21 protein-coding genes are annotated in these 22,073 nt (G+C 70.6%); 13 read left to right on the top strand and 8 right to left on the bottom strand.

Features of this window, described 5'->3' with window-relative positions; translation table 11 throughout:
- Positions 1-11 precede the first annotated feature (11 nt).
- The 5 genes from ACIBH1_RS10970 to ACIBH1_RS10950 all read left to right on the top strand — a co-directional run bounded on the left by ACIBH1_RS10970 (position 12) and on the right by ACIBH1_RS10950 (position 5,632).
- Positions 12-1,172 carry an AMP-binding protein gene (locus tag ACIBH1_RS10970; protein ID WP_397313494.1) on the top strand — a complete coding sequence of 387 codons (1,161 nt, stop codon included), beginning with the start codon at positions 12-14 and terminating at the stop codon, positions 1,170-1,172.
- Positions 1,173-1,182: 10 nt separating this feature from the next.
- A complete protein-coding gene (locus ACIBH1_RS10965; RefSeq protein ID WP_397313493.1) occupies positions 1,183-1,500 on the top strand; it encodes a hypothetical protein in 318 nt (105 codons plus the stop codon).
- Positions 1,501-1,708: 208 nt separating this feature from the next.
- Positions 1,709-3,094, top strand: coding sequence for an RNA polymerase sigma factor (locus ACIBH1_RS10960; protein WP_397313492.1), 1,386 nt, complete (start codon positions 1,709-1,711; stop codon positions 3,092-3,094).
- A gap of 211 nt (positions 3,095-3,305) precedes the next feature.
- The gene (locus ACIBH1_RS10955) at positions 3,306-4,739 is read left to right on the top strand and encodes an MFS transporter (RefSeq protein ID WP_397313491.1); all 1,434 of its coding nucleotides are present in this window, start codon (positions 3,306-3,308) and stop codon (positions 4,737-4,739) included.
- Between the two features lie 80 nt (positions 4,740-4,819).
- Entirely contained in the window at positions 4,820-5,632 is an 813-nt protein-coding gene (locus tag ACIBH1_RS10950) for a class I SAM-dependent methyltransferase (protein ID WP_397313490.1), read from the top strand.
- A 23-nt stretch (positions 5,633-5,655) separates the two neighbouring features.
- Here ACIBH1_RS10950 and ACIBH1_RS10945 read toward each other — a convergent pair whose 3' ends face one another.
- The gene (locus tag ACIBH1_RS10945; protein ID WP_397313489.1) at positions 5,656-6,147 is read right to left on the bottom strand and encodes a winged helix-turn-helix transcriptional regulator; all 492 of its coding nucleotides are present in this window, start codon (positions 6,145-6,147) and stop codon (positions 5,656-5,658) included.
- A gap of 40 nt (positions 6,148-6,187) precedes the next feature.
- Between ACIBH1_RS10945 and ACIBH1_RS10940 the strand changes: the two genes are divergently transcribed.
- Together ACIBH1_RS10940 and ACIBH1_RS10935 are read left to right on the top strand one after the other, a co-directional pair.
- On the top strand, positions 6,188-6,679 hold the full coding sequence (locus ACIBH1_RS10940; protein WP_397313488.1) for a nuclear transport factor 2 family protein: 492 nt from the start codon (positions 6,188-6,190) through the stop codon (positions 6,677-6,679).
- 249 nt (positions 6,680-6,928) lie between these two features.
- Positions 6,929-7,273, top strand: a complete 345-nt coding sequence (locus ACIBH1_RS10935; protein WP_181615045.1) for an RNA polymerase-binding protein RbpA — start codon at positions 6,929-6,931, stop codon at positions 7,271-7,273.
- A gap of 56 nt (positions 7,274-7,329) precedes the next feature.
- On the opposite strand, the gene ACIBH1_RS10930 is transcribed toward ACIBH1_RS10935, so the two are convergent.
- The 5 genes from ACIBH1_RS10930 to ACIBH1_RS10910 form a co-directional block, all read right to left on the bottom strand.
- Positions 7,330-8,148, bottom strand: a complete 819-nt coding sequence (locus ACIBH1_RS10930) for an SAM-dependent methyltransferase (RefSeq protein ID WP_397313487.1) — start codon at positions 8,146-8,148, stop codon at positions 7,330-7,332.
- 31 nt (positions 8,149-8,179) lie between these two features.
- On the bottom strand, positions 8,180-8,692 hold the full coding sequence (locus tag ACIBH1_RS10925) for an FxsA family protein (RefSeq protein ID WP_397313486.1): 513 nt from the start codon (positions 8,690-8,692) through the stop codon (positions 8,180-8,182).
- Between the two features lie 151 nt (positions 8,693-8,843).
- A complete protein-coding gene (locus tag ACIBH1_RS10920; RefSeq protein WP_397313485.1) occupies positions 8,844-9,587 on the bottom strand; it encodes a polyprenol monophosphomannose synthase in 744 nt (247 codons plus the stop codon).
- The gene (gene lnt, locus ACIBH1_RS10915; protein ID WP_397313483.1) at positions 9,587-11,458 is read right to left on the bottom strand and encodes an apolipoprotein N-acyltransferase; all 1,872 of its coding nucleotides are present in this window, start codon (positions 11,456-11,458) and stop codon (positions 9,587-9,589) included. The genes ACIBH1_RS10920 and lnt overlap by 1 nt, the downstream gene beginning before the upstream one ends.
- A gap of 444 nt (positions 11,459-11,902) precedes the next feature.
- Positions 11,903-14,071 (bottom strand): HelD family protein, encoded by a 2,169-nt coding sequence (locus ACIBH1_RS10910; protein ID WP_397313481.1) that lies wholly within the window; start codon positions 14,069-14,071, stop codon positions 11,903-11,905.
- 234 nt (positions 14,072-14,305) lie between these two features.
- Here ACIBH1_RS10910 and ACIBH1_RS10905 point away from each other — a divergent pair, with 234 nt between their 5' ends.
- From ACIBH1_RS10905 to ACIBH1_RS10880, 6 genes are read left to right on the top strand one after another with little or no spacing between them, the layout of a single operon-like run.
- Positions 14,306-15,466 carry an ROK family protein gene (locus ACIBH1_RS10905; RefSeq protein ID WP_397313480.1) on the top strand — a complete coding sequence of 387 codons (1,161 nt, stop codon included), beginning with the start codon at positions 14,306-14,308 and terminating at the stop codon, positions 15,464-15,466.
- A 12-nt stretch (positions 15,467-15,478) separates the two neighbouring features.
- On the top strand, positions 15,479-16,837 hold the full coding sequence (locus ACIBH1_RS10900) for an extracellular solute-binding protein (protein WP_397313479.1): 1,359 nt from the start codon (positions 15,479-15,481) through the stop codon (positions 16,835-16,837).
- A 2-nt stretch (positions 16,838-16,839) separates the two neighbouring features.
- Positions 16,840-17,784 carry a carbohydrate ABC transporter permease gene (locus ACIBH1_RS10895; protein WP_397313478.1) on the top strand — a complete coding sequence of 315 codons (945 nt, stop codon included), beginning with the start codon at positions 16,840-16,842 and terminating at the stop codon, positions 17,782-17,784.
- A complete protein-coding gene (locus tag ACIBH1_RS10890) occupies positions 17,784-18,677 on the top strand; it encodes a carbohydrate ABC transporter permease (protein WP_397313477.1) in 894 nt (297 codons plus the stop codon). Before ACIBH1_RS10895 ends, ACIBH1_RS10890 begins: the two co-directional genes overlap by 1 nt.
- Positions 18,674-19,918: a 6-phospho-beta-glucosidase gene (locus ACIBH1_RS10885; protein WP_397313476.1), complete on the top strand. Its 1,245-nt coding sequence runs from the start codon at positions 18,674-18,676 to the stop codon at positions 19,916-19,918. Before ACIBH1_RS10890 ends, ACIBH1_RS10885 begins: the two co-directional genes overlap by 4 nt.
- Complete coding sequence (locus ACIBH1_RS10880) at positions 19,909-20,889, top strand: N-acetylglucosamine kinase (RefSeq protein ID WP_397313475.1); 981 nt, start codon at positions 19,909-19,911, stop codon at positions 20,887-20,889. Before ACIBH1_RS10885 ends, ACIBH1_RS10880 begins: the two co-directional genes overlap by 10 nt.
- A 54-nt stretch (positions 20,890-20,943) precedes the next feature.
- Here the strand turns inward: ACIBH1_RS10880 and ACIBH1_RS10875 are convergent, their stop codons facing one another.
- Together ACIBH1_RS10875 and ACIBH1_RS10870 are read right to left on the bottom strand one after the other, a co-directional pair.
- Positions 20,944-21,402, bottom strand: coding sequence for an Lrp/AsnC family transcriptional regulator (locus ACIBH1_RS10875; RefSeq protein WP_397313474.1), 459 nt, complete (start codon positions 21,400-21,402; stop codon positions 20,944-20,946).
- A gap of 17 nt (positions 21,403-21,419) precedes the next feature.
- The gene (locus ACIBH1_RS10870; RefSeq protein WP_397313473.1) at positions 21,420-21,965 is read right to left on the bottom strand and encodes a GTP-binding protein; all 546 of its coding nucleotides are present in this window, start codon (positions 21,963-21,965) and stop codon (positions 21,420-21,422) included.
- Positions 21,966-22,073 lie beyond the last annotated feature (108 nt).

Here is a 22,073-nt window from a genome sequence, read left to right as displayed (position 1 = left end):
ACCTTACGGACATGCCGGGGAGGTCATCGAATCTGGAGCGCGCGTTGCACGCGGTGGTTTCGCCACCGGGTCCGGCGCTCGCCGCCGCCGTCGCCGCCGCGCTGTCCGGCGACGGCCCCGCCGTACTGCCCCTACCTCCGGGAACGCCCGCGCACGCGGTGCGGGCCCTGCGCCCGACCCACATCGGCGGCGTACGGCAGGACGACGGCGTGGGCGTGCCCGGCGACGTCGCCGTCGTCATCGCCACCAGCGGCAGCACCGGCGCGCCCAAGGGCGTGCAGCTGAGCGCCCCGGCCCTGCGCACCTCGGCGGCCGCCTCGCTCAGGCGCCTGGCGGCCTCCCCCGGCGAACGCTGGTTGTGCTGCCTGCCGCCCTCCCACGTCTCGGGGCTCCAGGTGCTGGTCCGCTCGATGCTGGCCGGCAGCGAGCCGATCATCCACGAACGTTTCGACCCGGCCGCCGTGTCCGCCTCCGGCGCCGACCACGTCTCGCTCGTGCCGACCCAGCTGCACCGCCTGGTCGAGATGGGCGCCGACCTGTCGGTCTTCCGCACCATCCTGCTCGGCGGCGCGCCGGCCCGGCCGAGCCTGCTCGACCGGGCTCGCGGCCTCGGCGCGCGGGTGGTGACGACGTACGGCATGAGCGAGACCTGCGGCGGCTGCGTGTACGACGGCCGACCCCTTTACGATGTAGATCTCAAAATCGGCCCCGACGGCCTCATCCAGATCGCCGGGCCCGTCCTGTTCTCCGGCTACCGCTTCGGCGAGCCCTTCGACGGTCCCTGGTTCGCCACCTCCGACCTGGGCGAGCTCAGCGAAGGACGGCTGCGCGTGCTGGGCCGCGCCGACGACGTGATCAACACCGGCGGCGAGAAGGTGGTCGCCGCCCAGGTCTCCGCCGTGCTGGCCGAGCACCCCGAGATCGCCGACGTGGCCGTCGTGGGCCGCCCCGACGACGAGTGGGGCCAGATCGTCGAGGCCGTCGTGGTGCCCTCCCACCCCGGCAGGGCGCCGACGCTGGAGCAGCTCCGCGCGTACGTCAAGGACCGCCTGCCACCCCACGCCGCCCCGCGCCACCTGCGCCTTCTGCCCCGCCTGCCACTCCTGGCCAACGGCAAGACAGATCTCGAATCGCTTCGGCATGGAACTGACCGCGCCGAGGATGCGTCATAGGGTTGTGTCTATGAACCAGTCCCGGAAGTTGTGGGTGTCCGCCGGAGTCGTCGCCGCCGTCGTGGCGGGCGGCGTCTACGTGGCCGCCTCCGCCTCGGCCGGTGCGCTGGAATCCGTCCGCGGACAGACCAGAGCGGTGGTGAAGGACGTGACCACTCCCCCGCCTTCGGGCAAGCCCTCGTCCGACGACGAGAAGGTCCCGGAGTTCGTCGTCTCGCACGAGCTCAACGCCGACCCCGGCGAGGTGGCGAAGTACTGGACCCCCGAGCGGCTCCAGGGCGCCGAGCCCATGCCCATGCCCGTGGTGGTCGTCGGCCCCGAGGAGTGAACTTCCCCCAGTGATGTAGGCCACGTGGGTCGCCTCCGGGCGGCCCACCTGCGTTTTCGCCCCGCAGGAGTTTTCGGTCGGCGGGAACAATCTGCGGAAATTGACGTTATTGGTACTGGTGCGTCGATGCGGCTCCCACGAACGCCAGCCGCCCGCCCCCGTACACATGCCAGCACAGATTTCGACTCCGCGAGGAGGAGGTGTCCTCATGCCCACCACCGCTGTGGCTTCCACGCCCGCCACCCTCGACCAGCTTCTCGACCGAGGACGAGCCCAGGGTCACCTGTCGCTCGCGGAGCTGCGCGACGCGTTCGCCGAGGCCGGGATCAGCCCCGCCCAGGGCCGCTCGATCCTGCGTGAGCTGACCGAGGCCGGCGTCAGCCTGGCCGCCGAGGACGAGCCGTCGCTCTCCAAGGCCGCGCCTCGCAAGAAGGCTACCGCCAAGAAGCCCGCAGCCCAAACGACCGATTCCGAGAGCACGCCGGGAAGCGCCGCCAAGCCCGCCAGGGCCAAGGCCGCCAAGGCCACCACCAAGGCCGGCACCAAGGCCGCGGCCAAGACCACGAAGGCCGCCAAGGCGACGGCCTCCGACGACGAGGACGGCTCTCCCGACGACATCGACCTCAACGCCGAGGACGCCGAGCTGGAGAAGGAGTCGCTCGACCTCGACGACACCGCCTCGGTCATGGGCGACTCGGTGCACACCTACCTCAAGTCGATCGGCCGCCGCACGCTGCTGACCGCCGCCGAGGAGGTCGAGCTCGCCCGCCGCATCGAGGCCGGGCTGTACGCCGAGTACAAGCTCGAGGAGCAGGCCGACAAGCTCACCCCCTCGATGCGCCGTGACCTGGGGTGGGTGGTCGAGGACGGCCGTCGCGCCAAGGACCACATGCTCGAGGCCAACCTGCGCCTGGTCGTCTCGGTGGCCAAGAAGTACACCGACCGCGGCATGGCCCTGCTCGACGTGGTCCAGGAGGGCAACCTCGGCCTGATCAGGGCCGTGGAGAAGTTCGACTACACCAAGGGCTTCAAGTTCTCCACCTACGCCATGTGGTGGATCCGCCAGGCCATCCAGCGCGGCTTCGCCGACTCGGCCCGCACCATCCGGCTGCCCGTCCACGTGCTGGAGATGCTCTCCAAGCTGTCGCGCATCGAGCGCGACATGCACCAGCGGCTGGGCCGCGAGCCCACGCCGGAGGAGCTGGCCGTCGAGCTCGACAAGACTCCCGACCAGATCGAGGAACTGCTGCGCACGGCCCGCCAGCCGATCTCGCTCAACGCGACCATCGGCGAGGACGGCGAGACCACGATCGGCGACCTCATCGAGGACGTCGACTCCCCCGAGGCCTCCGAGATCGTCGACCGGCAGCTGCTGGCCGACCAGCTGCGGGGCGTGCTGGGCAACCTGTCCCAGCGCGAGGCGCGCATCATGGCGCTGCGCTTCGGCCTCATCGACGGCAAGCCGCACACGCTCGACGAGATCGGCAAGCACCTCGGCCTGACCCGCGAGCGGATCAGGCAGCTGGAGAAGGAGTCGCTGTCCAAGCTGCGCCACCCCAGCAACACCCGGCCCCTGCTCGACTGGGCCAGCTGAGCCCGTCACGAAAGGCCCCGCTCCGGCGGGGCCTTTCGTCGTCTCCGGGGGTCGGGTCGGCCCGAAATGCGAGCCTCGTGGGGCCCTCTTCCACTCGGGAAGCGATCACTGTACGGTCATGGCGAGCCGATCCCGCACCTCCGGGACCTGCGACAACCTGCAAGGTGTCGGCCATCACCCGACAACACCCCCATCCCCGACAGGACGCAGCATGACCGTCCCCTCGCCGCATGCGGTCTTCGACGACTCCCCCGCCGCGCGCAAGCGCGAGCAACGCGGCTGGTACTTCTACGACTGGGCCAACTCGGCGTTCCCCACGACCGTCCTGACGGTGTTCCTGGGGCCCTACCTGACCGAGATCGCCACCGCGGCCGCGTGCGCCAAGGACTTCGCCGCCGACGCCACCTGCGGCGCCGACACCTTCGACGCCCTCGTCGCGGCCAGCCCCGGGCTGGGCTACATCGACGTGCTCGGCCTGGAGATGCGTCCGGGAGCGTTCTACCCGTTCGTCGTCGGCACCGCCGCGATCATCCAGGTCGTGCTCATGCTGGTCGCCGGGGCGCTGGCCGACCACACGGGACGCAAGAAGCAGATCATGGGCTTCTTCGCCTACCTGGGCGCCGCGGCCACCCTGGCCATGTGGTTCATCGCCGACGGGCGCTACCTGCTCGGCGGCTTCCTCTACATCATCGCCAGCGTCTCCTTCGCCTGCGCCTTCGTCGTGTACAACTCCTTCCTGCCGGAGATCTCCACACCCGACGAGCGCGACAAGGTCTCCGCGCAGGGCTGGGGATTCGGGTACCTGGGCGGCTTCCTGCTGCTGGCGATCAACCTGGGCATCTTCCTGGGCCACGAGGCGCTCGGCGTGTCCGCCGGCGACGCCGTACGGATCGCGCTGGCCTCGGCGGGCGTGTGGTGGGGCGGCTTCACGATCATCCCGCTGCTGCGGCTGCGCAACCGCCGCCCGCTCGCCCGGGGCGCCGAGACCACCGGGCAGGCGGTGGCAGGCAGCTTCCGCCAGCTCGGCCGTACCATCCGCGAGCTGCGCCGCTACCCGCTGACGCTGGGCTTCCTGGTCGCCTACCTGATCTACAACGACGGCGTGCAGACCGTCATCTCCTTCTCGGCCACCTACGCCAGCAAGGAGCTCGGCCTCGGCCAGACGGTCCAGATCAGCGCCATCCTCATGGTGCAGCTGGTCGCCTTCTTCGGCGCGCTGCTGCTCGGCCGCCTGGCCCGCACCTACGGCGCCAAGCAGGTCGTGCTCTTCGCCCTGGTGGCCTGGACGATCGTGGTCGCGGTCGCCTACTTCCTGCCGCGCGGCTCCGCCACGGCCTTCTTCGCCATGGGCTTCGCCATCGCGATCGTGATGGGCGGCACCCAGGCGCTGTCGCGCTCGCTGTTCTCCTACGTCATCCCGCAGGGCAAGGAGGCCGAGTACTACAGCCTCTACGAGATCAGCGACAAGGGCTCGACCCTGCTCGGCTCGTGGACCATCGCGCTGGCGGTGAACCTGACCAACAGCTACCGGATCGCGATCCTGTCGCTGGTCGTCTTCTTCATCATCGGCGGCCTCATGTTGTGGCGGCTCGACCTGCCCAAGGCCATCCGCGCCGCGGGCAACCAGGTGCCCGCCAAGATCTGAGCGGAACATTCGGCGACGGGGCGATGTCGAGGCGGCAAAGCCTCTTCAGCCCGGCGCTGGAGCGCTGTTAGCGTCCGGCCATGACGCGCGAGCTCGACGGCATTCCCGGCTGGTTCTGGCCGGCCGACCAGCGGTTGTTCGACTGGTTCCTGTCCCGTGACGACCGGGGCGACCTGCTGGAGCTGGGGTGCTACCTGGGCAAGAGCGCCGTGCTCATCGGCCGGCACCTGCGCGCGGGCGAGCGCTTCACGGTCTGCGACCTGTTCGAGTCCGGCGAGCCCGAGGCGGGCTCGTACAAGGAGCTCACCCGCGAACGTTTCGAGCGCAACTACCTGAGCCACCACGCCGAGCTGCCGCAGATCGTGCACGGCCCCACGTCGGTGATCCTCGACCACGTCGAGCCCGGCTCGTGCCGGTTCATCCACGTCGACGCCTCGCACCTGTACGTCCACGTACGCCAGGACGTCGACTCCGCGCGCGCCCTGCTGACCGCCGACGGGGTCGTGGTCTTCGACGACGTGCGCAGCGAGCACACGCCCGGGGTGGCGCTGGCGGTGTGGGAGGCGGTCTCGACGCTGGGGTTGTCGCCGATCTGCATCACCACGCAGAAGCTCTACGCCACCTGGGGGGAGCCGACCCGGCTGCGGGAGGAGCTGCTGGGCTGGCTCAAGGAGCAGGAGGACCTGTGGCACACCGTCGACCCGCTGGGCGACCACCGGCTGATCCGGGTCAACCAGCGCAAGAAGGCGGCGCAGCCTCCTGACCTGAAGAAGGTGACGGCCGACCTGGTGAAGGTGACGGCCGAGCTGCGGGCCGCGACGCGAGAGGTGTCGGAGTCGCGGCCGGTCATGCGGCGCGCGGTCGGCTGGGCCCGCCGCCTCGGCCGCCGCTGACACCCGCCACCTCAGCCCGGGTTTCAGTCGACCGGGCCCGACCCCCCGGCCAGGACCCACGTGCCCGGTCCCGGCGCGGCGCCGGGGCCTCCCATCATCGTGATCGACTCCGCCGTCACCTCTCCCCCGCAGTGCGGGCAGGCCACCACGGGCGTGAACTGCTCGCCGCACGAGTGGATGAGCAACGCCGGCGGCCCCCCGGGCGGCGTCGACCACTTGTCGCCCCACGCCATCAGCGTCGTCAGCGCAGGCACGATGTCCAGCCCCGCCCGCGTCAGGTGGTACTCGTAGCGCACCGGCCGTTCCTGGTACGGCAGGCGCTCCACGACCCCCGCCTCCATCAGCCGCTCCAGCCGCTGCGTCAGCAGGTTGCGCGACACGCCGAGGTCTGCAGCCAGGTCGTCGAAGCGGCGCAGCCCCAGGAACAGGTCGCGCAGGATCAGCGGCGTCCACGGCTCCCCCACCACTCCCACGGCCTGCGCGATCGAGCAGTGCATCTCGGTGAACCTGTTCATGGGTTGATTTTATGCACTCAGTCAGTTCAAAATCTGAACTATGTCAGCAGCAGAAACCACCCGCCGCTACCGCGAGGCCGGCGAGAAGCACGATCTCGACCTTCTCGTCTCCACGCTGGCCCCCGATGCCGTCCTGCACTCCCCGCTCAGCGCCCGCACCACCTTCCGCGGCGTCGGGCAGCTGCGCGAGCTGTTCTCCGCGGTGCTGCCCCTGCTGAGCGACATCCGCTACCACACCGACGTGGGCGACGACCGCACCCGCATGCTGGCCGCCACGGCCCGGCTGGGACGGCGGGAGCTGGAGGAGAGCGTGCTGGTGCGCCTCGACGACGAGGGGCGCATCGCCGAGCTCACGCTGTGGGTCCGCCCGCTACCCGCCCTGACGGCCTTCATGGCGGCGATCGGCCCGGCCCTGGCCCGGGAGAAGGGCAGGCCGGCTATCGGGCGCCTGGTGGGCCTGAGCGCCGCCCCGCTCGTGTTGTTCACCGAACTGGGAGACAAGCGCGTGGTGCCCCTGGTGACCGGGCGATAACGACCGCATGCCGTACCCGCGCGAGGGCCTGGGAATGCCGGGGCTCCCGCCGTCGTTCTTCGAGGGCGATGCGGTTGACTCATCGCCTCGACTGGACCCGGAATCGGCGGTCAACCACTGCCGTCACACGGAAAGCCGAAAAAGCGCGATTGGATCAACCGCCATGTGGGAATCCCATCACGGTATCAAGCGTTAGACACCGTGGGAGACAGACCCTCACGATGGGGGCCCTGTAGGAGGCATTTAGACATGGGCGAGCGCGCGCTTCGTGGCACCCGGCTCGGGGCAACCAGCTACGAGAACGACCGTAACACGGATCTGGCCCCGCGCCAGGACGTGTCCTACACCTGCTCCAAGGGCCATACTTTCGAGGTCCCGCTTGCCGCCGAGGCCGAGGTCCCCGCGACCTGGGAATGCCGCATGTGCGGCGTCACCGCCTGGCGAGTGGACGGCGAGTTGCCGGAGGCCAAGAAGTCCAAGCCCCCGAGGACGCACTGGGACATGCTCCTGGAGCGGCGTTCGATCGAAGACCTGGAAGAGGTGCTCAACGAGCGGCTGGCGGTCCTGAGGGCCCAGCGCCGCAAGAGCGCCTGAATCTCACATGGTGTGAAGAGAACCCCGGACGGAGACGTCCGGGGTTCTCCGTTTTCTCAGGGCTTGCGTGCCACGCCGCCCGCGATGCCGGGCCGCGACAGATCCGCGTCGGCGACGTCGATCGCATCCGGATCCGGCCGCCACGCGCCCACCGGCACCAGCCCCGGATCCAGCAGGTCGAGGCCGTCGAAGAAGGTCAGGATCTGCTTGGCGTCGCGGTTGGCCAGCCCGCCCGAAGAGCTCTTGGCGTACACCTGCTGCCCCTGGGCGGCCAGCGACGCGTTGACGTCGCCCGCGTTGACGTGCGACAGCACCAGGTATCCGCCGCTCGGCAGCCGCTCACGCAGGACCCCGGTGACCCGGACGGCCTCGGCGTCGTCGGGGATGAAGTGCAGCACCGCCGCCATCAGCACGGCGTACGACCGGCTCAGGTCGAGGTGCCCGGTGACCTCGGGATCGGACAGGATCGCCTCGGGATCGCGCAGGTCGCCCGCCACCGCCACGGTCGAGCGGGAGTCGCTCAGCAGGGCGTGCGCGTGCACGATCACGACCGGGTCGTTGTCGACGTAGACGATCCGGGAGTCGGCGGCGTGCCGCAGCGCGACCTCGTGGACGTTCTCCTGCGTGGGCAGCCCCGCGCCCAGGTCCAGGAACTGCCGGATCCCCGACTCCGCGAGCGTGCGGACCGCCCTGCCCAGGAAGCCCCGGTTGGCGCGGGCCAGCTCGCGGGCGTCGTTGCCCATCCGGCGGCCCAGCTCGATCATCTGCTCGGCCGCCGCCCGGTCGGAGGCGAAGTGGTCCTTGCCGCCCAGGTAGTAGTCGTACATGCGCGCCGGGCTGGGAATCTCGGGGTTGACCCCCGGTAAGGCGTCCATGTGATCAGTCTGGCAGGCGCGCGGCCCGGCGTCAGCGCAAGCGCTCGTCGTCCTTGACGACGACGCCGTCCTTGATCACCGCACCGTCCTTGATGACCTCGCCGTGCACGACCTTGCCGCTGTAGTCGTCGACACCGTCGCGGAAGACCAGCCTGGAGTACGGCGAAGCCTGCGCGAGCGTCTTGACGCGCCTGGCGAAGAACCAGCCCGCCAGGCGGCGCATCAGCGGCCTGGTGAACGGCAGGACGCACAGGAAGCCGAACACGTCGGTCAGGAAGCCGGGGGTCAGCAGCAGCGCGCCGCCCACCAGGATCAGGCCGCCGTCGGCCAGTTCCTTGTCGGGCATGCGCCCGGCGCCCAGGGCCTCCTGGAGCGCCCTCCAGGCCCTGCGCCCCTCCCGCCGCACGATCCACGCGCCCAGAAGGCTGTCGGCGATCAGCAGCGCCACAGTCGTCCAGCCGCCGATCACCTGGCCGACCTGGATGAGCAGCCAGATCTCCAGGACCGGGACCACCAGGAACGCCAGGAACAGCAGGATCCGCATCGTCGTCCTCACTCGCACGCGAAAGCCTTACATGAAGGCTAACGCCCGGCGACGGCCGCACGTTCCACCACGAGCCGTGCCACGCCGGGAGAGGGGTGCGGGTGCCACGTGCGGCGGTGGTGGCACGGGCGCCGGGTGGAAGCAGCCGCGGTCAAGGGCGGGTGCGGCGGAAGCGGCGGGGCAGGCCCTGGACGCCCCAGACGGTCACCCGCCACAGCGCCTCCGTCACGACGGCCCTGCCCATCTTGCTGTGCCCCTGCGTGCGCTCCACGAACGTGATGGGCACCTCGGCGACCCGCAGCCCTTGCTGGACGGTGCGCAGCGTCAGGTCGATCTGGAAGCAGTACCCCTGCGACTCGACGTCGGCCATGCCGATCTTCTCCAGCGTGGCCGCCCGGTAGGCGCGGAAGCCCGCCGTGGCGTCGCGGACGTGCATGCCGAGCATGACGCGCGTGTAGATGTTCGCCCCGCGCGACAGGAACTCCCGGCGCGCCGGCCAGTTGACGACCTTGCCGCCGGGCACCCAGCGCGAGCCGATCGCCAGGTCGGCGCCCTCGGTGAGGGCGCGCAGCAGCTTGGGGAGCTCTTCGGGCTGGTGGGAGCCGTCGGCGTCGATCTCGACGAGCACGTCGTAGCCCTGCTCCAGCCCCCAGGCGAAGCCCGCCAGGTAGGCGGCGCCCAGCCCCTGCTTGCCCTCGCGGTGCAGAACGTGGATGTGGTCGTCGGTGGCCGCGAACTCGTCGGCGATCTTGCCGGTGCCGTCGGGGCTGTTGTCGTCGGCGATCAGGAGGTCGGCTTCGGGCACGGCCGATCGCAGGCGCTCGACGATAACAGGCAGGTTCTCCCGCTCGTTGTAGGTGGGGACGATGACAAGAACCTTGCCCAGAGTCTCCATCAGCTGCGATGCCTCACCCGACGCCATGCGGCGGCCCCGATGGCCCCCACTCCCACCACTATCAATGCCCATTCCGGCGCGCTCCCCACCTTCGTGGCGATCGTGCCCTGGGTGCGGACCGGAACGGTGACCACGGTCGCGTCAGGGACACGCTCGGCGGTCTGCCAGGAGACCTTACCCTCTGGAGTCACATATGCCGAGATCCCCGTGGTAAAGGCGGTCACAACGGCGCGGTTGTGTTCGACGGCGCGCAACTGCGACATGGCCAGTTGCTGGGGCGGCAGGTTCGACAGGGCGTAGCTGGCGTTGTTGCCCTGGACCACCAGCGGGGTCGCCCCGGTGCGCACGGTGTCGCGGACGATGCCGTCGTAGGCGACCTCGTAGCAGTTGACCGCGCCGAGGATGACGGGGCCCATCTTCAGGTCGCCGTCGCGGGTGCCGGCCACCGACTGGCGGCCGACCAGGCTGGCCCGCTCGAACAGGGCCAGGAAGATCTCCTTCATCGGGGTGTACTCCCCGAACGGCACCAGCTTCTGCTTGTCGTAGTAGGCGCCGGGGCCGGTGACCGGGTCCCACACGAGGCTGCGGGTGGCACGCTCGGTCTGGCCGATGCCGACGACGGCGCCGATCAGGGTGGGCACGCCGACGTCCTTGACCGAGGCGTCGATGATGGCGTGGGCGGCCGGGTCGGCGTAGGGGTCGATGTCGGTGGAGTTCTCCGGGAGCACGACGACGTCGGGTTTCGGGAGTTTCCCTTCCCGGACCCGCTTGGCCAGCTCATGCGTCATGTTCGCATGATTTTTCAGGACCACGGCGGGTTCGTCGCCGAGGAAGTACATGCCTTCGCCCGGCACGTTGCCCTGGACGACGCCGACGTTGACCGTCTTGCCCTCGTCGCCGGGGCGGGGGATGAGGAAGGTCAGGGCGGGTACGGCAAGCGCGCCGGCGGTCAGCGCGGCGCTCACCTTCCACACCGGCGCCGCGCCACGGCGCACACCCGGCGCCGCTTCCCCGCGCACGCCCGGCGCCGTTTCCCCGGCTTCGGCCGCTCCCTCGGTACGGCGGCGCAGCAGGCGGAGGGCGGCGGCGGCGAGCAGGGTGCCGCTGAGGGCGACGGCGAAGGACACCAGCGGCACGCCGCCCAGCGCCGCGTAGTACGTGTACAGCGTCTCGCCCTGGCTGAATCCCACCCTCGCCCACGGGAAGCCCCCGATGGGCACGAGGCCGCGGATCCACTCCATGGCCACCCAGAGCGCCGAGAACCACAGCGGCCACCACGCCAGGCGCATCACCATCGCGGCTCCGGCGGCCATCAGCGCGTAGAACGCGGACTCCACGCCGACGAGCGCCAGCCAGGCGTCGTAGCCGATGGGGCGGACCCAGGCCAGGGCGGGCAGGAGGAAGACCAGCGCGGCCAGGTAGCCCAGCCAGGCGGCTCTGCGGGGCCGCGTGCCGTACAGGCTGCCCGCCACCAGGGCGAGGCCGAGCGGGGCGCACAGCCACCAGTTGAGGGGCGGGAAGGACAGGTAGAGCAGCAGTCCGCCGACCGCCGCGGCGGCCACTCTCGCCAGCAGGACCCTGCGCGGCTCCTTGCCCGGCGGCACTCCCACGGGCGGCTCCGCGGGCTCGGAGGGCACAGACGGCGGAACGGCGGGAGGCACGGCAGGCGGCACGGTAGAGGGCACCGCAGGCGGCACGGCAGGCGGCACGGCAGGCGGCACGGCAGGCGGCACGGCAGGCGGCACGGCAGAGGGCACCGCAGGAGGCGCGGCGGAAGGTTCAGCGGGAGGCGGGGCGCCGTCAGCCGGGGTGGGCGTGGCGGAGCCGGGCGGCACCGGGGTGCCAGCGGTGTCGGAAAGGTCCTGCGCCACGGCCGGGGGTTCTCCTCGCGATGAAAACGGCTTGCATGAAAAGCTACCGCCCCCGAGGAGTATCCCGGCGTAAACGCAAGGCAGGGTGACCCCACCGTCGTGGGATCACCCGGCGCTCTCGCGGTGGTCCAGGCGCACGGGAGCGGGAAGAGGGCCCGGCAACCCTTCGGACCGGATCCGTCTCGTCGGCGGCGAGCGCGGAGTTCCGTTGTCTACTGGGCTGCCGGGCCCGTCCCGGGTCCAACCCCCCGCCCGGTTGGGGTGCCCCGACTCGACGGACCGACGGCCCTGCACCTGGCTGTGTGGACGGAACCCGAGGGCTTCGTCACGGACGCAGGATCCGTCGATGTCAGAGACGGCCAACCGGCCAAGTCCCGTGCTGGACTGCGCAGCAAACTACCGACTCTGGCGATGATGTCAACCGTGTCCCGATCAGCGGCGACATCAAGTTTTCGCAGCTAGGACCAGCCGCCGCAGACTGGATGGAAGCGGCAAGTCGTGCACGACGCCCAAACGCTGCGTCGCCCGAGTCAAGGCTACGTAAAGATCACTCAAACCGCGTGGCGACTCGGATACGATCAGCGCCGGTTCGACGACGATCACCGAGTCGAACTCCAGTCCCTTGGCGTCGGTCACGGCCATGACCGACACCGCGGCGTCGAGCGCGTCGGAGCGCTCGCCGGGCCGTACGATCACCGAGCCTTCGAGTCCGAGCGTGTCGAGCATCGCCGACGGCGCGATGACGACGGTCTTGCCGGACGATGCCGCGACCAGCTCCGGCAGCCGCTCCAGCGGCGCCGACCAGGGGTGCTGGCCGCTGTGGCGCACTGAGGCGGGTGCTTCGAGTGCGGGGTCGATCGCGGCGAGCACATCGCCGGCGACCTCCATGAGCTCGACGGGCGTGCGGTAGTTGACGGTGAGCTTGCGCTGGCGCCAGCGTCCGGCCACGTAGGGGTCGAGCGCGGCGGCCCAGGAGCGCGCACCGGCGGCGGAGCCGGTCTGGGCGATGTCGCCGACGATGGTCATCGAGCGGGTCGGGATGCGCCGCATGATCGCCCGCCAGGCCATCGGCGAGAGTTCCTGCGCCTCGTCGACGATGACGTGGCCGTAGGCCCAGGTGCGGTCGGCGGCGGCGCGCTCGGCGGTGGTGAGGTAGGGGCCTTCGCCGCGCTGGCGTTCGGCCAGGCGCTCGGCCTCCATCACGTCGGACAGGCCCGTCAGCTCGAGCACCTCGCGGGCGTACTCCAGCTCGCTCTGGCGCTCGCGTTCCTCGGCCAGGCGGGCGGCCAGGAGCTCCTCCTCGGCCATCGCCGCGGAGGCACGAAGGACCTGCTCGTCGATCTCGCCGAGCAGTTCGGCCGCCTCGTCGAGGAGCGGCACGTCGGACTCGGTCCACTCGGCCGACGTGCGCGCCAGCAGCCGCTGCTCCCGCTCCGTGAGCCCGGCGGCGGCCATGCGCTCGGCCGAGCCGTACAGGGTCAGCAGCAGGCGCTGGGGGGTGAGGTAGGGCCAGAAGCGGTTGAGCGCGGCGCGCACGGCCGGTTCGGTGCGCAGGTCTTCGCGCAGGTCGGCCAGTTCCTCGTCGTCGAGCAGGCCCTTGCCGATCTTCTTGCCCGCCTGGCGGGCCAGGGCGTTGAGCACCGAGCGCACGAAGACGGCGCGGGCGGCGTTGTGCGGGCGGCGGGACTTGACCGCCTTGTTGCGCGCCGATTCGAGCATGCGCCCGTCGATGGTCAGGGTGTAGCGGCCCAGGGGCAGCTCGATGGCGGTGCGGGACACGCGCTGGCGTTCGCGTACGGCACGCGTCAGGACCTCGGCCATGCGCAGGTCGCCCTTGAGCGCGGCCGCCTCGGGCGTGTCGCGGCGTGTCGCATGCACGCCCGGATACAGCTCGCCGACGGTCGACAGCAGCACGTCGGTCTCGCCCAGAGAGGGCAGCACCTGCTCGATGTAGCGCAGGAAGGTCGGGTTGGGCCCGAGGATGAGCACGCCTCGGCGCTCGAGGCGCTCGCGGTGGGAGTAGAGCAGGTAGGCGGCGCGGTGCAGGGCGACGACGGTCTTGCCGGTGCCGGGCCCGCCCTGCACGACGAGCACGCCGTTGAGGTCGTCGCGGATGACGCGGTCCTGCTCGGCCTGGATGGTGGCGACGATGTCGCGCATGCGGCCGGTGCGCTCCTCGTCGAGGGCGGCCAGCAGCGCCGCCTCGCCGTTGAGTGTCGCGCGGTCGGCCTCGGCCAGGTTGTCGAGGTCGAGCAGGTCGTCGTCGACGCCGGTGACCGTACGGCCGCGCGACTGCAGGTGGCGGCGGCGGGTCACGCCCATGGGAGAGCGCGGCGTGGCCTGGTAGAAGGGCTGGGCGACGGGGGCGCGCCAGTCGATGAGCAGGCGTTCCTGTTCGTCGTCGGTCAGCCCCAGCTTGCCGATGTAGAACCGGTCGCCATCGACCTGGTCGAGCCGGCCGAAGGCCAGCCCGCGCTCGACGGCCCACAGCCGGGCCAGCCGGTTGGCGTACATGACGGCGAAGTCGTCGCGCTCCGAGCGGTTCTGATGGGTGCCCACCGCACCGGTGGCCAGGATCTCCTTGAGCTGACGCTGGGTTCGCTCGCGCAACACGTCGAGGCGGTCGTAGAGGCGGGAGACGTACTCCTGCTCCTTGGCGAGCTCCGAATTAGTGGTAATGGGACACTCCGGCCATTTCCTTATCGATTCAGCTCTCCAGTATGCCAGGGCGGGGCTTTCCCACGACTGTGTCACGTCTTGGTTTCGCCTCTTGACCACCGCGGGCCCATTTCCGTACGGTCACCTTGAAGTTAGGAAAGTTTCCTAACTCTGATCGGAGTTGCGGAAGTGAAACCGGGAACGCCCAGCCTGCTGCGCGCCATCAACGACCGGGCCGCGCTGGAGGCGCTGCTGGAGCGCGGACCGCTCACCCGGCCGGAGATCGGCACGCTCACCGGCCTGTCCAAGCCAACAGCATCTCAGCTGCTGGTCAGGCTGCAGGAGGCGGGCCTGGTCGTGCTCGACGGCATCCGCGAGGGCCTGCCGGGGCGCACGGCGGAGGTGTACCGGATCAACCCGGCCGCAGCCTACGCCGCCGCGCTGGACGTCACCCCCGACCGCATCGAGGCCAGGGTGGCCGACCTGACCGGCACCGTCGTCGGCGAGTACACGCTGCCCACCCCGCGCCGGCCCGCCGGCGAGCTGGTGGAGCGGCTGAAGGCCGCCCTCGACGGGGCGGCCGCTCCTGCGCCGCCGCGTCACGTCGTCATCGGCGTGCAGGCCGCCATCGACCCGACCACCGGCAAGCTCGGCTACGCCACCGCCAAGGACATGCCGGGCTGGCAGATGCCCGACCTGCTCCCCACGCTGTCGGCGGGCCTGGGCGCCCCGGTGTCGGTGGAGAACAACGTCAACCTGGTCGCGCTGGCCGAACAGGCGGGCGGCGCGGCCATGGGCCACGACGACTTCGTGCTGCTGTGGGCCGACGAGGGCCTGGGCGCCGCGGTCGTGCTCGGCGGCCGAATCCACCGGGGCTTCACCGGGGGCGCGGGCGAGGTGGGCTACATGCCCACCCCGGGCGCGCCGACGGCCCGGGAGACCGGCCGCACCGACGACCACGGCTACCAGGCGCTGACCGGCGGGCGGGCGATCCACAAGGTCCTGCGCTCGTACGGCGTGCGCGGCGCCGACTTCCGCCAGGCGATCGCCGCCGCGGCCAAGTCGGCCAGACGTTCGGAGGAGGCCAGGGCCGGGCTGCGCGACGTCGCCGCCCGCCTGGCCGTGGGCCTGGCCGCCATCACCTCGGTGCTGGACCCGGCGCTCATCGTGCTCACCGGCGGCGCCGTCCAGGCCGGCGGCGAGACGCTTCGCGAGCTCGTCGAGCACGAGCTGCACGCCCTCACCATCCCCCAGCCGCAGGTCCGCATGTCGGCCGTCGAGGGCAACCCGGTCCTGGCCGGGGCGCTCGGCCTGGCACTGGACGCGACCCGTGAAGAGGTCTTCCCCTAGAAAGGACTCTCCGTGCGCCTCACCCCCCTCGCGGCCGCCGGGCTCATGGCCCTGGCGCTGACCGCCTGCACCGCGGGCAAGGCTCCCGCGCCCACCCTGGGCGCCCAGGCCAAACCCACCACGACCGGCACGGAGCCGGTCGCCGCGGCCCTGCCTCCCGCCACCCTGGAGCTGTGGCACGGCTTCTCCGCCGACTCGGAGGTCAAGGCCTTCGAGGAGGCCATCACCGGCTTCACCAAGAAGTTCCCGCAGATCAAGGTCGTCGCCAAGAAGGGCATCCAGGACGACCAGATCACCGCGGCCATCCGCAGCGGCAAGGCGCCCGACCTGGCCGCCTCGTTCACCACCGACAACGTCGCCCAATGGTGCAAGTCGGGAGCGTTCCAGGATCTGACGGAGGTCATCAAGGCCGACGGCATCGACCTGAACGTCCTGCCGGCGACCTCGCGCTCCTACACCGAGTTCGAGGGCAAGCGGTGCACGATGCCGCTGCTGGCCGACGCCTACGGCATGTTCTACAACACCGACCTGATGAAGGGCGAGCAGCCGCCCAAGACGCTGACCGAGCTGACGGAGCTGACCAAGAAGCTCACCGTCCGCGACGCCAACGGCGACATCAAGGTGGCCGGGTTCATCCCCAGCTTCCAGTACTACGAGAACTCCGCCTCGCACATGGCGCCGATGACCGGGGCCAAGTGGTACAACGAGGACGGCACCTCGGCCATCGGCTCCGACCCCGCGTGGAAGCAGCTGATGACCTGGCAGAAGGAGCTCGTCGACTGGTACGGCTACGACAAGCTGGAGAAGTTCCGCAAGGGCCTGGGTGACGAGTGGGGCGCCGAGCACCCGTTCTTCAAGAACAAGGTCGCCATGATCCTCGACGGCGAGTGGCGCCTCGGCATGATCGCCGCCAACCCCGAGGCGACCAAGGACCTGAAGTTCGGCACCGCTCCCCTGCCGGTCGCCGACGACAAGCCCGACCTGCACGGCAGCGGCTTCACCGCCGGCACCGTCATCGGCGTCCCGAAGGGCGCCAAGAACCCGCAGCACGCCTGGGAGCTGCTGAAGTACCTCACCACCGACACCGAGGGCCTGGTGACCCTCTCCAACAAGCTGCGCAACGTCCCCACCACCAAGGACGCCGCCGCCTCGCCCGACCTGCTGGTCGACGACAACTTCAAGACCTTCATCGACATCTTCAACCACCCGCGGACCACCACGGTCCCCGCTTCCGTCAACAGCGTCTTCAACCAGGCCGAGGTGCAGAACCTGCTGGTCCAGTGGGAGGCCGGCAAGGTCAAGGACCTCGACGCCGCCATGGCCCAGGTCGACAAGCGCATCAACGACAAGCTGAAGCTGGCCGGAGGCTGACCATGGCTGCCACCCACGCCGCACCGCCCCCTCCGTCACGGGGGCGGCGCGGCGAGGGCCTGAAGGCTCTCCTCTGGCTCTCGCCCTTCCTCGTCGGGACGTCGCTGTTCTTCGTCTATCCGTTCCTGGCGACCATCTTCTTCTCCTTCCATCGCTACGACCTGTTCACGCTGGAGTACGTGGGCCTGGACAACTGGGCCTACGTCTTCTCCGACCAGCTCGTCATCCAGTCGGCGGCCAACACGCTGTGGCTGGTGGTCTTCATGGTCCCGGCCCAGCTGCTGTTCGCGCTGGGCATGGCGCAGCTGCTCACCAAGGTGAAGGCCGGCGCGGGCATCCTGCGCACGATCTTCTACCTGCCCTCGCTGGTGCCGCTGGTGGCCGGGACGGTCGCCTTCGTCTTCCTGCTCAACCCCGCCACCGGTCCGGTCAACCAGATCCTGGGCTTCTTCGGCGTCGAGGGGCCCGACTGGTTCGGCAGCTCGGCCTGGTCCAAGCCGAGCCTGACGCTGCTGGGCATGTGGGGCATCGGCAACACGATGATGATCTTCCTGGCGGCGCTGCTGGACGTGCCCAAGCACCTGTACGAGGCGGCCGCGATCGACGGCGCCTCGGCCTGGCGGCAGTTCCGCAGCGTCACGCTGCCGATGATCTCGCCGGTGCTGATGTTCTCGGCCATCACCGGGGTCATCTACGCCCTGCAGTACTTCACCCAGGCGATGATCGCCTCCCGGGTGGCGTCGGGCGGCACCGACTCGGCGGGCAGCACCTTCACCCCCGGCTACCCGGACGGGTCGCTGCTCACGCTGCCGCAGCACCTGTTCCACACCGGGTTCCGCGACTGGATGATGGGCGTGGCCTCGGTCCACGCGCTGCTGCTGTTCGCCGCCGCGATGATCTTCACGCTGATGCTGCTGCGGCAGTTCCGCAAGGCCGAGGAGTCCTGATGACGTCGACGTTGACCGCGCGCCCGGCCTCGCACCGCGCCAGGCCCGTGCCGCGCAGCGGCACCCGCAGGCGGCGCACGCTGTACTTCATCGCCACCCACGCCATCGCCATCGCGCTGGCCATCATGTTCGCCGCGCCGATCGTCTTCGTGGCGCTGACCGCGCTCATGACCGACGAGCAGGCGCTGACCAGCTCGCTGTGGCCTCAGGAGTGGAACTGGTCCAACTTCTCCGAGGTCTTCTCCAAGTCGCACCTGCTGCAGTGGACGGCCAACACCTTCGTCTACGCGGCCACGGCCACGGTGTTCATGCTGCTGTCGTCGGTGCCGGTGGCCTACGCGCTGGCCCGCTTCCGCTTCCGCGGCAGGAAGGCGGCCTTCCTGCTGGTCATCACCATGATGATGCTGCCGCCGCAGGTCGTCGCGGTGCCGGTCTACACCCTGTGGGCCCGCTTCGAGCTGACCGGGACGCTGTGGCCGCTGATCCTGCCGATGCTGCTCGGCGACGCGTTCTCGATCTTCCTGCTCCGGCAGTTCCTGGTCACGATCCCGCGCGACTACACCGACGCCGCCCGCGTGGACGGCTGCTCGGACTTCACCACGCTCATCCGGGTGATCCTGCCCATGGCGCGCCCGGCGATCGCGGCGGTGGCCCTGTTCACCTTCTTCTACTGCTGGAACGATTACTACGGCCCGCTGCTCTACACCGACCCCGGTGAGCAGAGCAGCTGGACCCTGTCGCTGGGCCTGGCCACCTTCAAGGCCTTCCACAGCGTGCAGTGGAACCTCACCATGGCCGCCACCCTGCTGGTGACGGCACCTGTGATCATCGTCTTCTTCTTCGCCCAGAGAGTCTTCATCGAGGGCGTCACCTTGACGGGAGTGAAGGGTTGAAACTCGCGGTAGTCGGGGGCGGCTCGACGTACACGCCCGAGCTGATCGACGGGTTCGCCCGATTGCGGGAGGAACTCCCGCTCACCGAGATCACGCTGATCGACCCGGCGGCCGACCGGGTGGAGCTGGTCGCGGGCATGGCCAGGCGCATGCTGGCCCGCGCGGGCCACCGCGCCGCGGTCACCGCCACGACCGAGCTGCGTCGCGGCGTGGAGGACGCCGCGGCGGTCCTGCTGCAGCTGCGGGTCGGCGGCCAGGCCGCCCGCGACGTCGACGAGACGCTGCCGCTGCGGTGCGGCTGCGTGGGCCAGGAGACCACGGGGGCGGGCGGGCTGGCCAAGGCGCTGCGCACGGTGCCGGTGGTGCTGGAGCTGGCGGAGGTCATCCGCGAGCGGGCGCCGCAGGCGTGGATCGTCGACTTCACCAACCCGGTCGGCATCGTCACCAGGGCCCTGCTCGACGCCGGGCACCGCGCGATCGGGCTGTGCAACGTGGCGATCGGCTTCCAGCGCCGCTTCGCCGCCAGGCTGGGCGTGGACCCTTCCAGGATCACGCTCGGCCACGTCGGGCTCAACCACCTGACGTGGGAGCGGGCGGTCTACCTCGACGGCGAGGACGTCCTGCCGCGGATGCTGGACCAGGAGCTGGCCGACTCGCTCGGCCTGCCGCTCGAGCTGATCACCCGGCTCGGCGTGGTGCCCTCCTACTACCTGCGCTACTTCTACGCCCACGACCAGGTGGTCGAGGAGCAGCGCAGCAAGCCGTCGCGGGCTGCGGAGGTCGCGGCGCTGGAGGACGAGCTGCTGCGGATCTACGCCGACCCCGCCTCCGACACCAAGCCCGCGCAGCTCGACAAGCGCGGCGGCGCCTACTACTCCGAGGCCGCGGTGGCGCTGGTCGCCTCCCTGGCCTCCGATCGGGGCGACGTGCAGGTGGTCAACACCCGCAACGGCGGCACGCTGCCGTTCCTGCCCGACGACGCGGTCATCGAGGTCCCCGCACGCATCTCGTCCGCGGGAGCGCTCCCGCTGCCGGTCGAGCCGGTCGAGCCGCTGTATCGCGGGCTGATCGCGAACGTGTCGGCCTACGAGGAGCTGGCCCTGGAGGCCGCCCTGCACGGGGGGCGCGAGCGGGTGCACGACGCCCTGCTGGCGCACCCGCTGGTCGGTCAGCTGGCCGTCGCGGACGAGCTGACCACGTTGCTGCTGGAGGCCAACGGCAGGTACCTGCCGTGGGTGTGAACGCCGGCACCGTGCTGGCCGTCGACGGCGGCAACAGCAAGACCGCCGTCGCCCTGGTCGCCGGGGACGGCACCGTCCTGGGCACCGGGCGGTCGGCGGGGTTCGAGCCGCAGAGCGCGGGCGTGCGCGCGGCCGTCGACGTCCTGGAGGAGGCGGTACGGCAGGCATGCGGCGCCGCGTCCGCCCCGCCGTACGCCACGCATCTGGCCGCCTACCTCGCCGGGGCCGACCTGCCCGTCGAGGAGGAGGAGCTGCACGCCGAGCTCATGGCGCGCGGCCTGGCCTCCAGCGCGACCGTCGCCAACGACACCTTCGCGCTGCTGCGCGCCGGGGCCTCGGGGCCCTGGGGCGTGGCCGTGGTGTGCGGGGCGGGCATGAACGCCGTCGGCGTCTCCCCCACCGGACAGGTCGCCCGCTTCCCCGCCCTGGGCTCCATCAGCGGCGACTGGGGCGGCGGCCAGGTGCTGGGCGAGGAGGTGCTCTGGCACGCCGCGCGCGGCGAGGACGGCCGCGGGCCGGCCACCGCGCTGATCGACGTGGTCCGTGCGCACTTCGGCGTCGCCACCGTCGCCGAGCTGGTGCTGGAGCTGCACTTCGGCCGCGTGCGGCCGACCCGGCTGCTGGAGCTGGCCCCGGGCCTGTTCTCAGTGGCCGACCGCGACGAGGTGGCCAGGTCGCTGGTGGTACGGCAGGCCGACGAGGTGGTCGCCATGGCCGAGACGTGCCTGCGGCGGCTGGGACTGCTGGAGACGCCCACCGAGGTCGTGCTCGGCGGCGGGATCCTGACCGCCCGGCACACCCTGCTCGACGGCCTGCTCGACGAGCGCTTCGCCGCGCGGGCCCCGCAGGCCAAGCCGGTCGTGGCCGACGTGCCGCCGCTGGTGGGGGCGGCACTGTTGGGGATGGAGCACCTGGGCGCCCCGCAGGAGGCCAAGGAGCGGTTGCGGGAGCACTTCGCCCCGCACCGCTGACGCACCACCGGACCTCCACGTCTCCGCCCGCGCGGGGACGTGGGGGTCGTGCGCCTACTGCTCGCCGTCGAGGTCGAGCTGGGGCGGGCGGTGCTCGTAGGGGGTGCTCAGCACCACGGTGGTGCGGGTGGAGACGTTGGCCGCCGCGCGGATGCGCTGCAGCAGGTCCTCCAGCGCGTGCGGGGAGCCCACGCGGACCTTGAGGATGTAGCTCTCGTCGCCTGCCACGCTGTGGCAGGCCTCGATCTCGGTCAGGTGGGCCAGGCGGTCGGGGGCGTCGTCGGGGGCGGCGGGGTCGATCGGTTTGATCGACACGAACGCGGTCATCGGCAGCCCGATCGCGTCGTGGTCGATCACGGCTGTGTAGCCCCGCAGCACACCCCGCTTCTCCAGGCGGCGCACCCGCTGGTGCACGGCCGACACCGAAAGGCCCGTCTCCTTGGCCAGATCGGTGAAGCTCATCCGGCCGTCCTTGGCCAGGAGCGTGACGATGCGGCGGTCGATCTCCTCCATGGGGCAAAGGTATCGGGTCAGGCGGGTGTGCCGTTGCGGGTGAGGGCGTGCTGGAGCAGGGCGATGAGGACTTCCTTGCCCGATTCGCGCCTGCGGGCGTCGCACAGCACGATCGGGATGTCGTCGGGCAGGTCCAGCGCCTGCCGTACTCTGCTCACCTCGAGCTCGGGCAGGTCCTCGAACCTGTTGAGCGCCACGATGAAGGGCGTGCGGTTCTGCTCGAAGTAGTCGACCGCGGGGAAGCAGTCGGCCAGCCGGTGCACGTCGGCCAGGACGACGGCGCCGATCGCCCCGGAGGCCAGCTCGTCCCAGACGAACCAGAACCGCTCCTGGCCGGGGGTGCCGAACAGGTAGAGGGTGTACTGGTCGCGGATGGTCAGGCGCCCGTAGTCCATGGCCACCGTCGTGGTGGTCTTGCCCGCGACCGCGGAGAACCCGCTGATGCTCTCCTCCGTGCGCAACGGTCTGGTCTCGGAGATCGACCCGACAAGGGTGGTTTTGCCCGCGCCGAAGCCGCCCGCGATGAGGATCTTGATCGCCATCGGCACTTGCGAGACATACATCGAGCACCATCCCTGCAGGTGTTACTCGAGTCAGGAGAGTGGTCAAGAATCTAGCAACGCCTCAAATGCCCCTCAAGACCTATTTTTCCACTTTGTGGATTTGTCGGC

The organism is Nonomuraea sp. NPDC050663, from assembly GCF_044456985.1.
Taxonomy (GTDB): domain Bacteria; phylum Actinomycetota; class Actinomycetes; order Streptosporangiales; family Streptosporangiaceae; genus Nonomuraea.
Note: the sequence above shows the minus strand (reverse complement) of the source record. Positions and strands in the feature narration are given on the sequence as shown.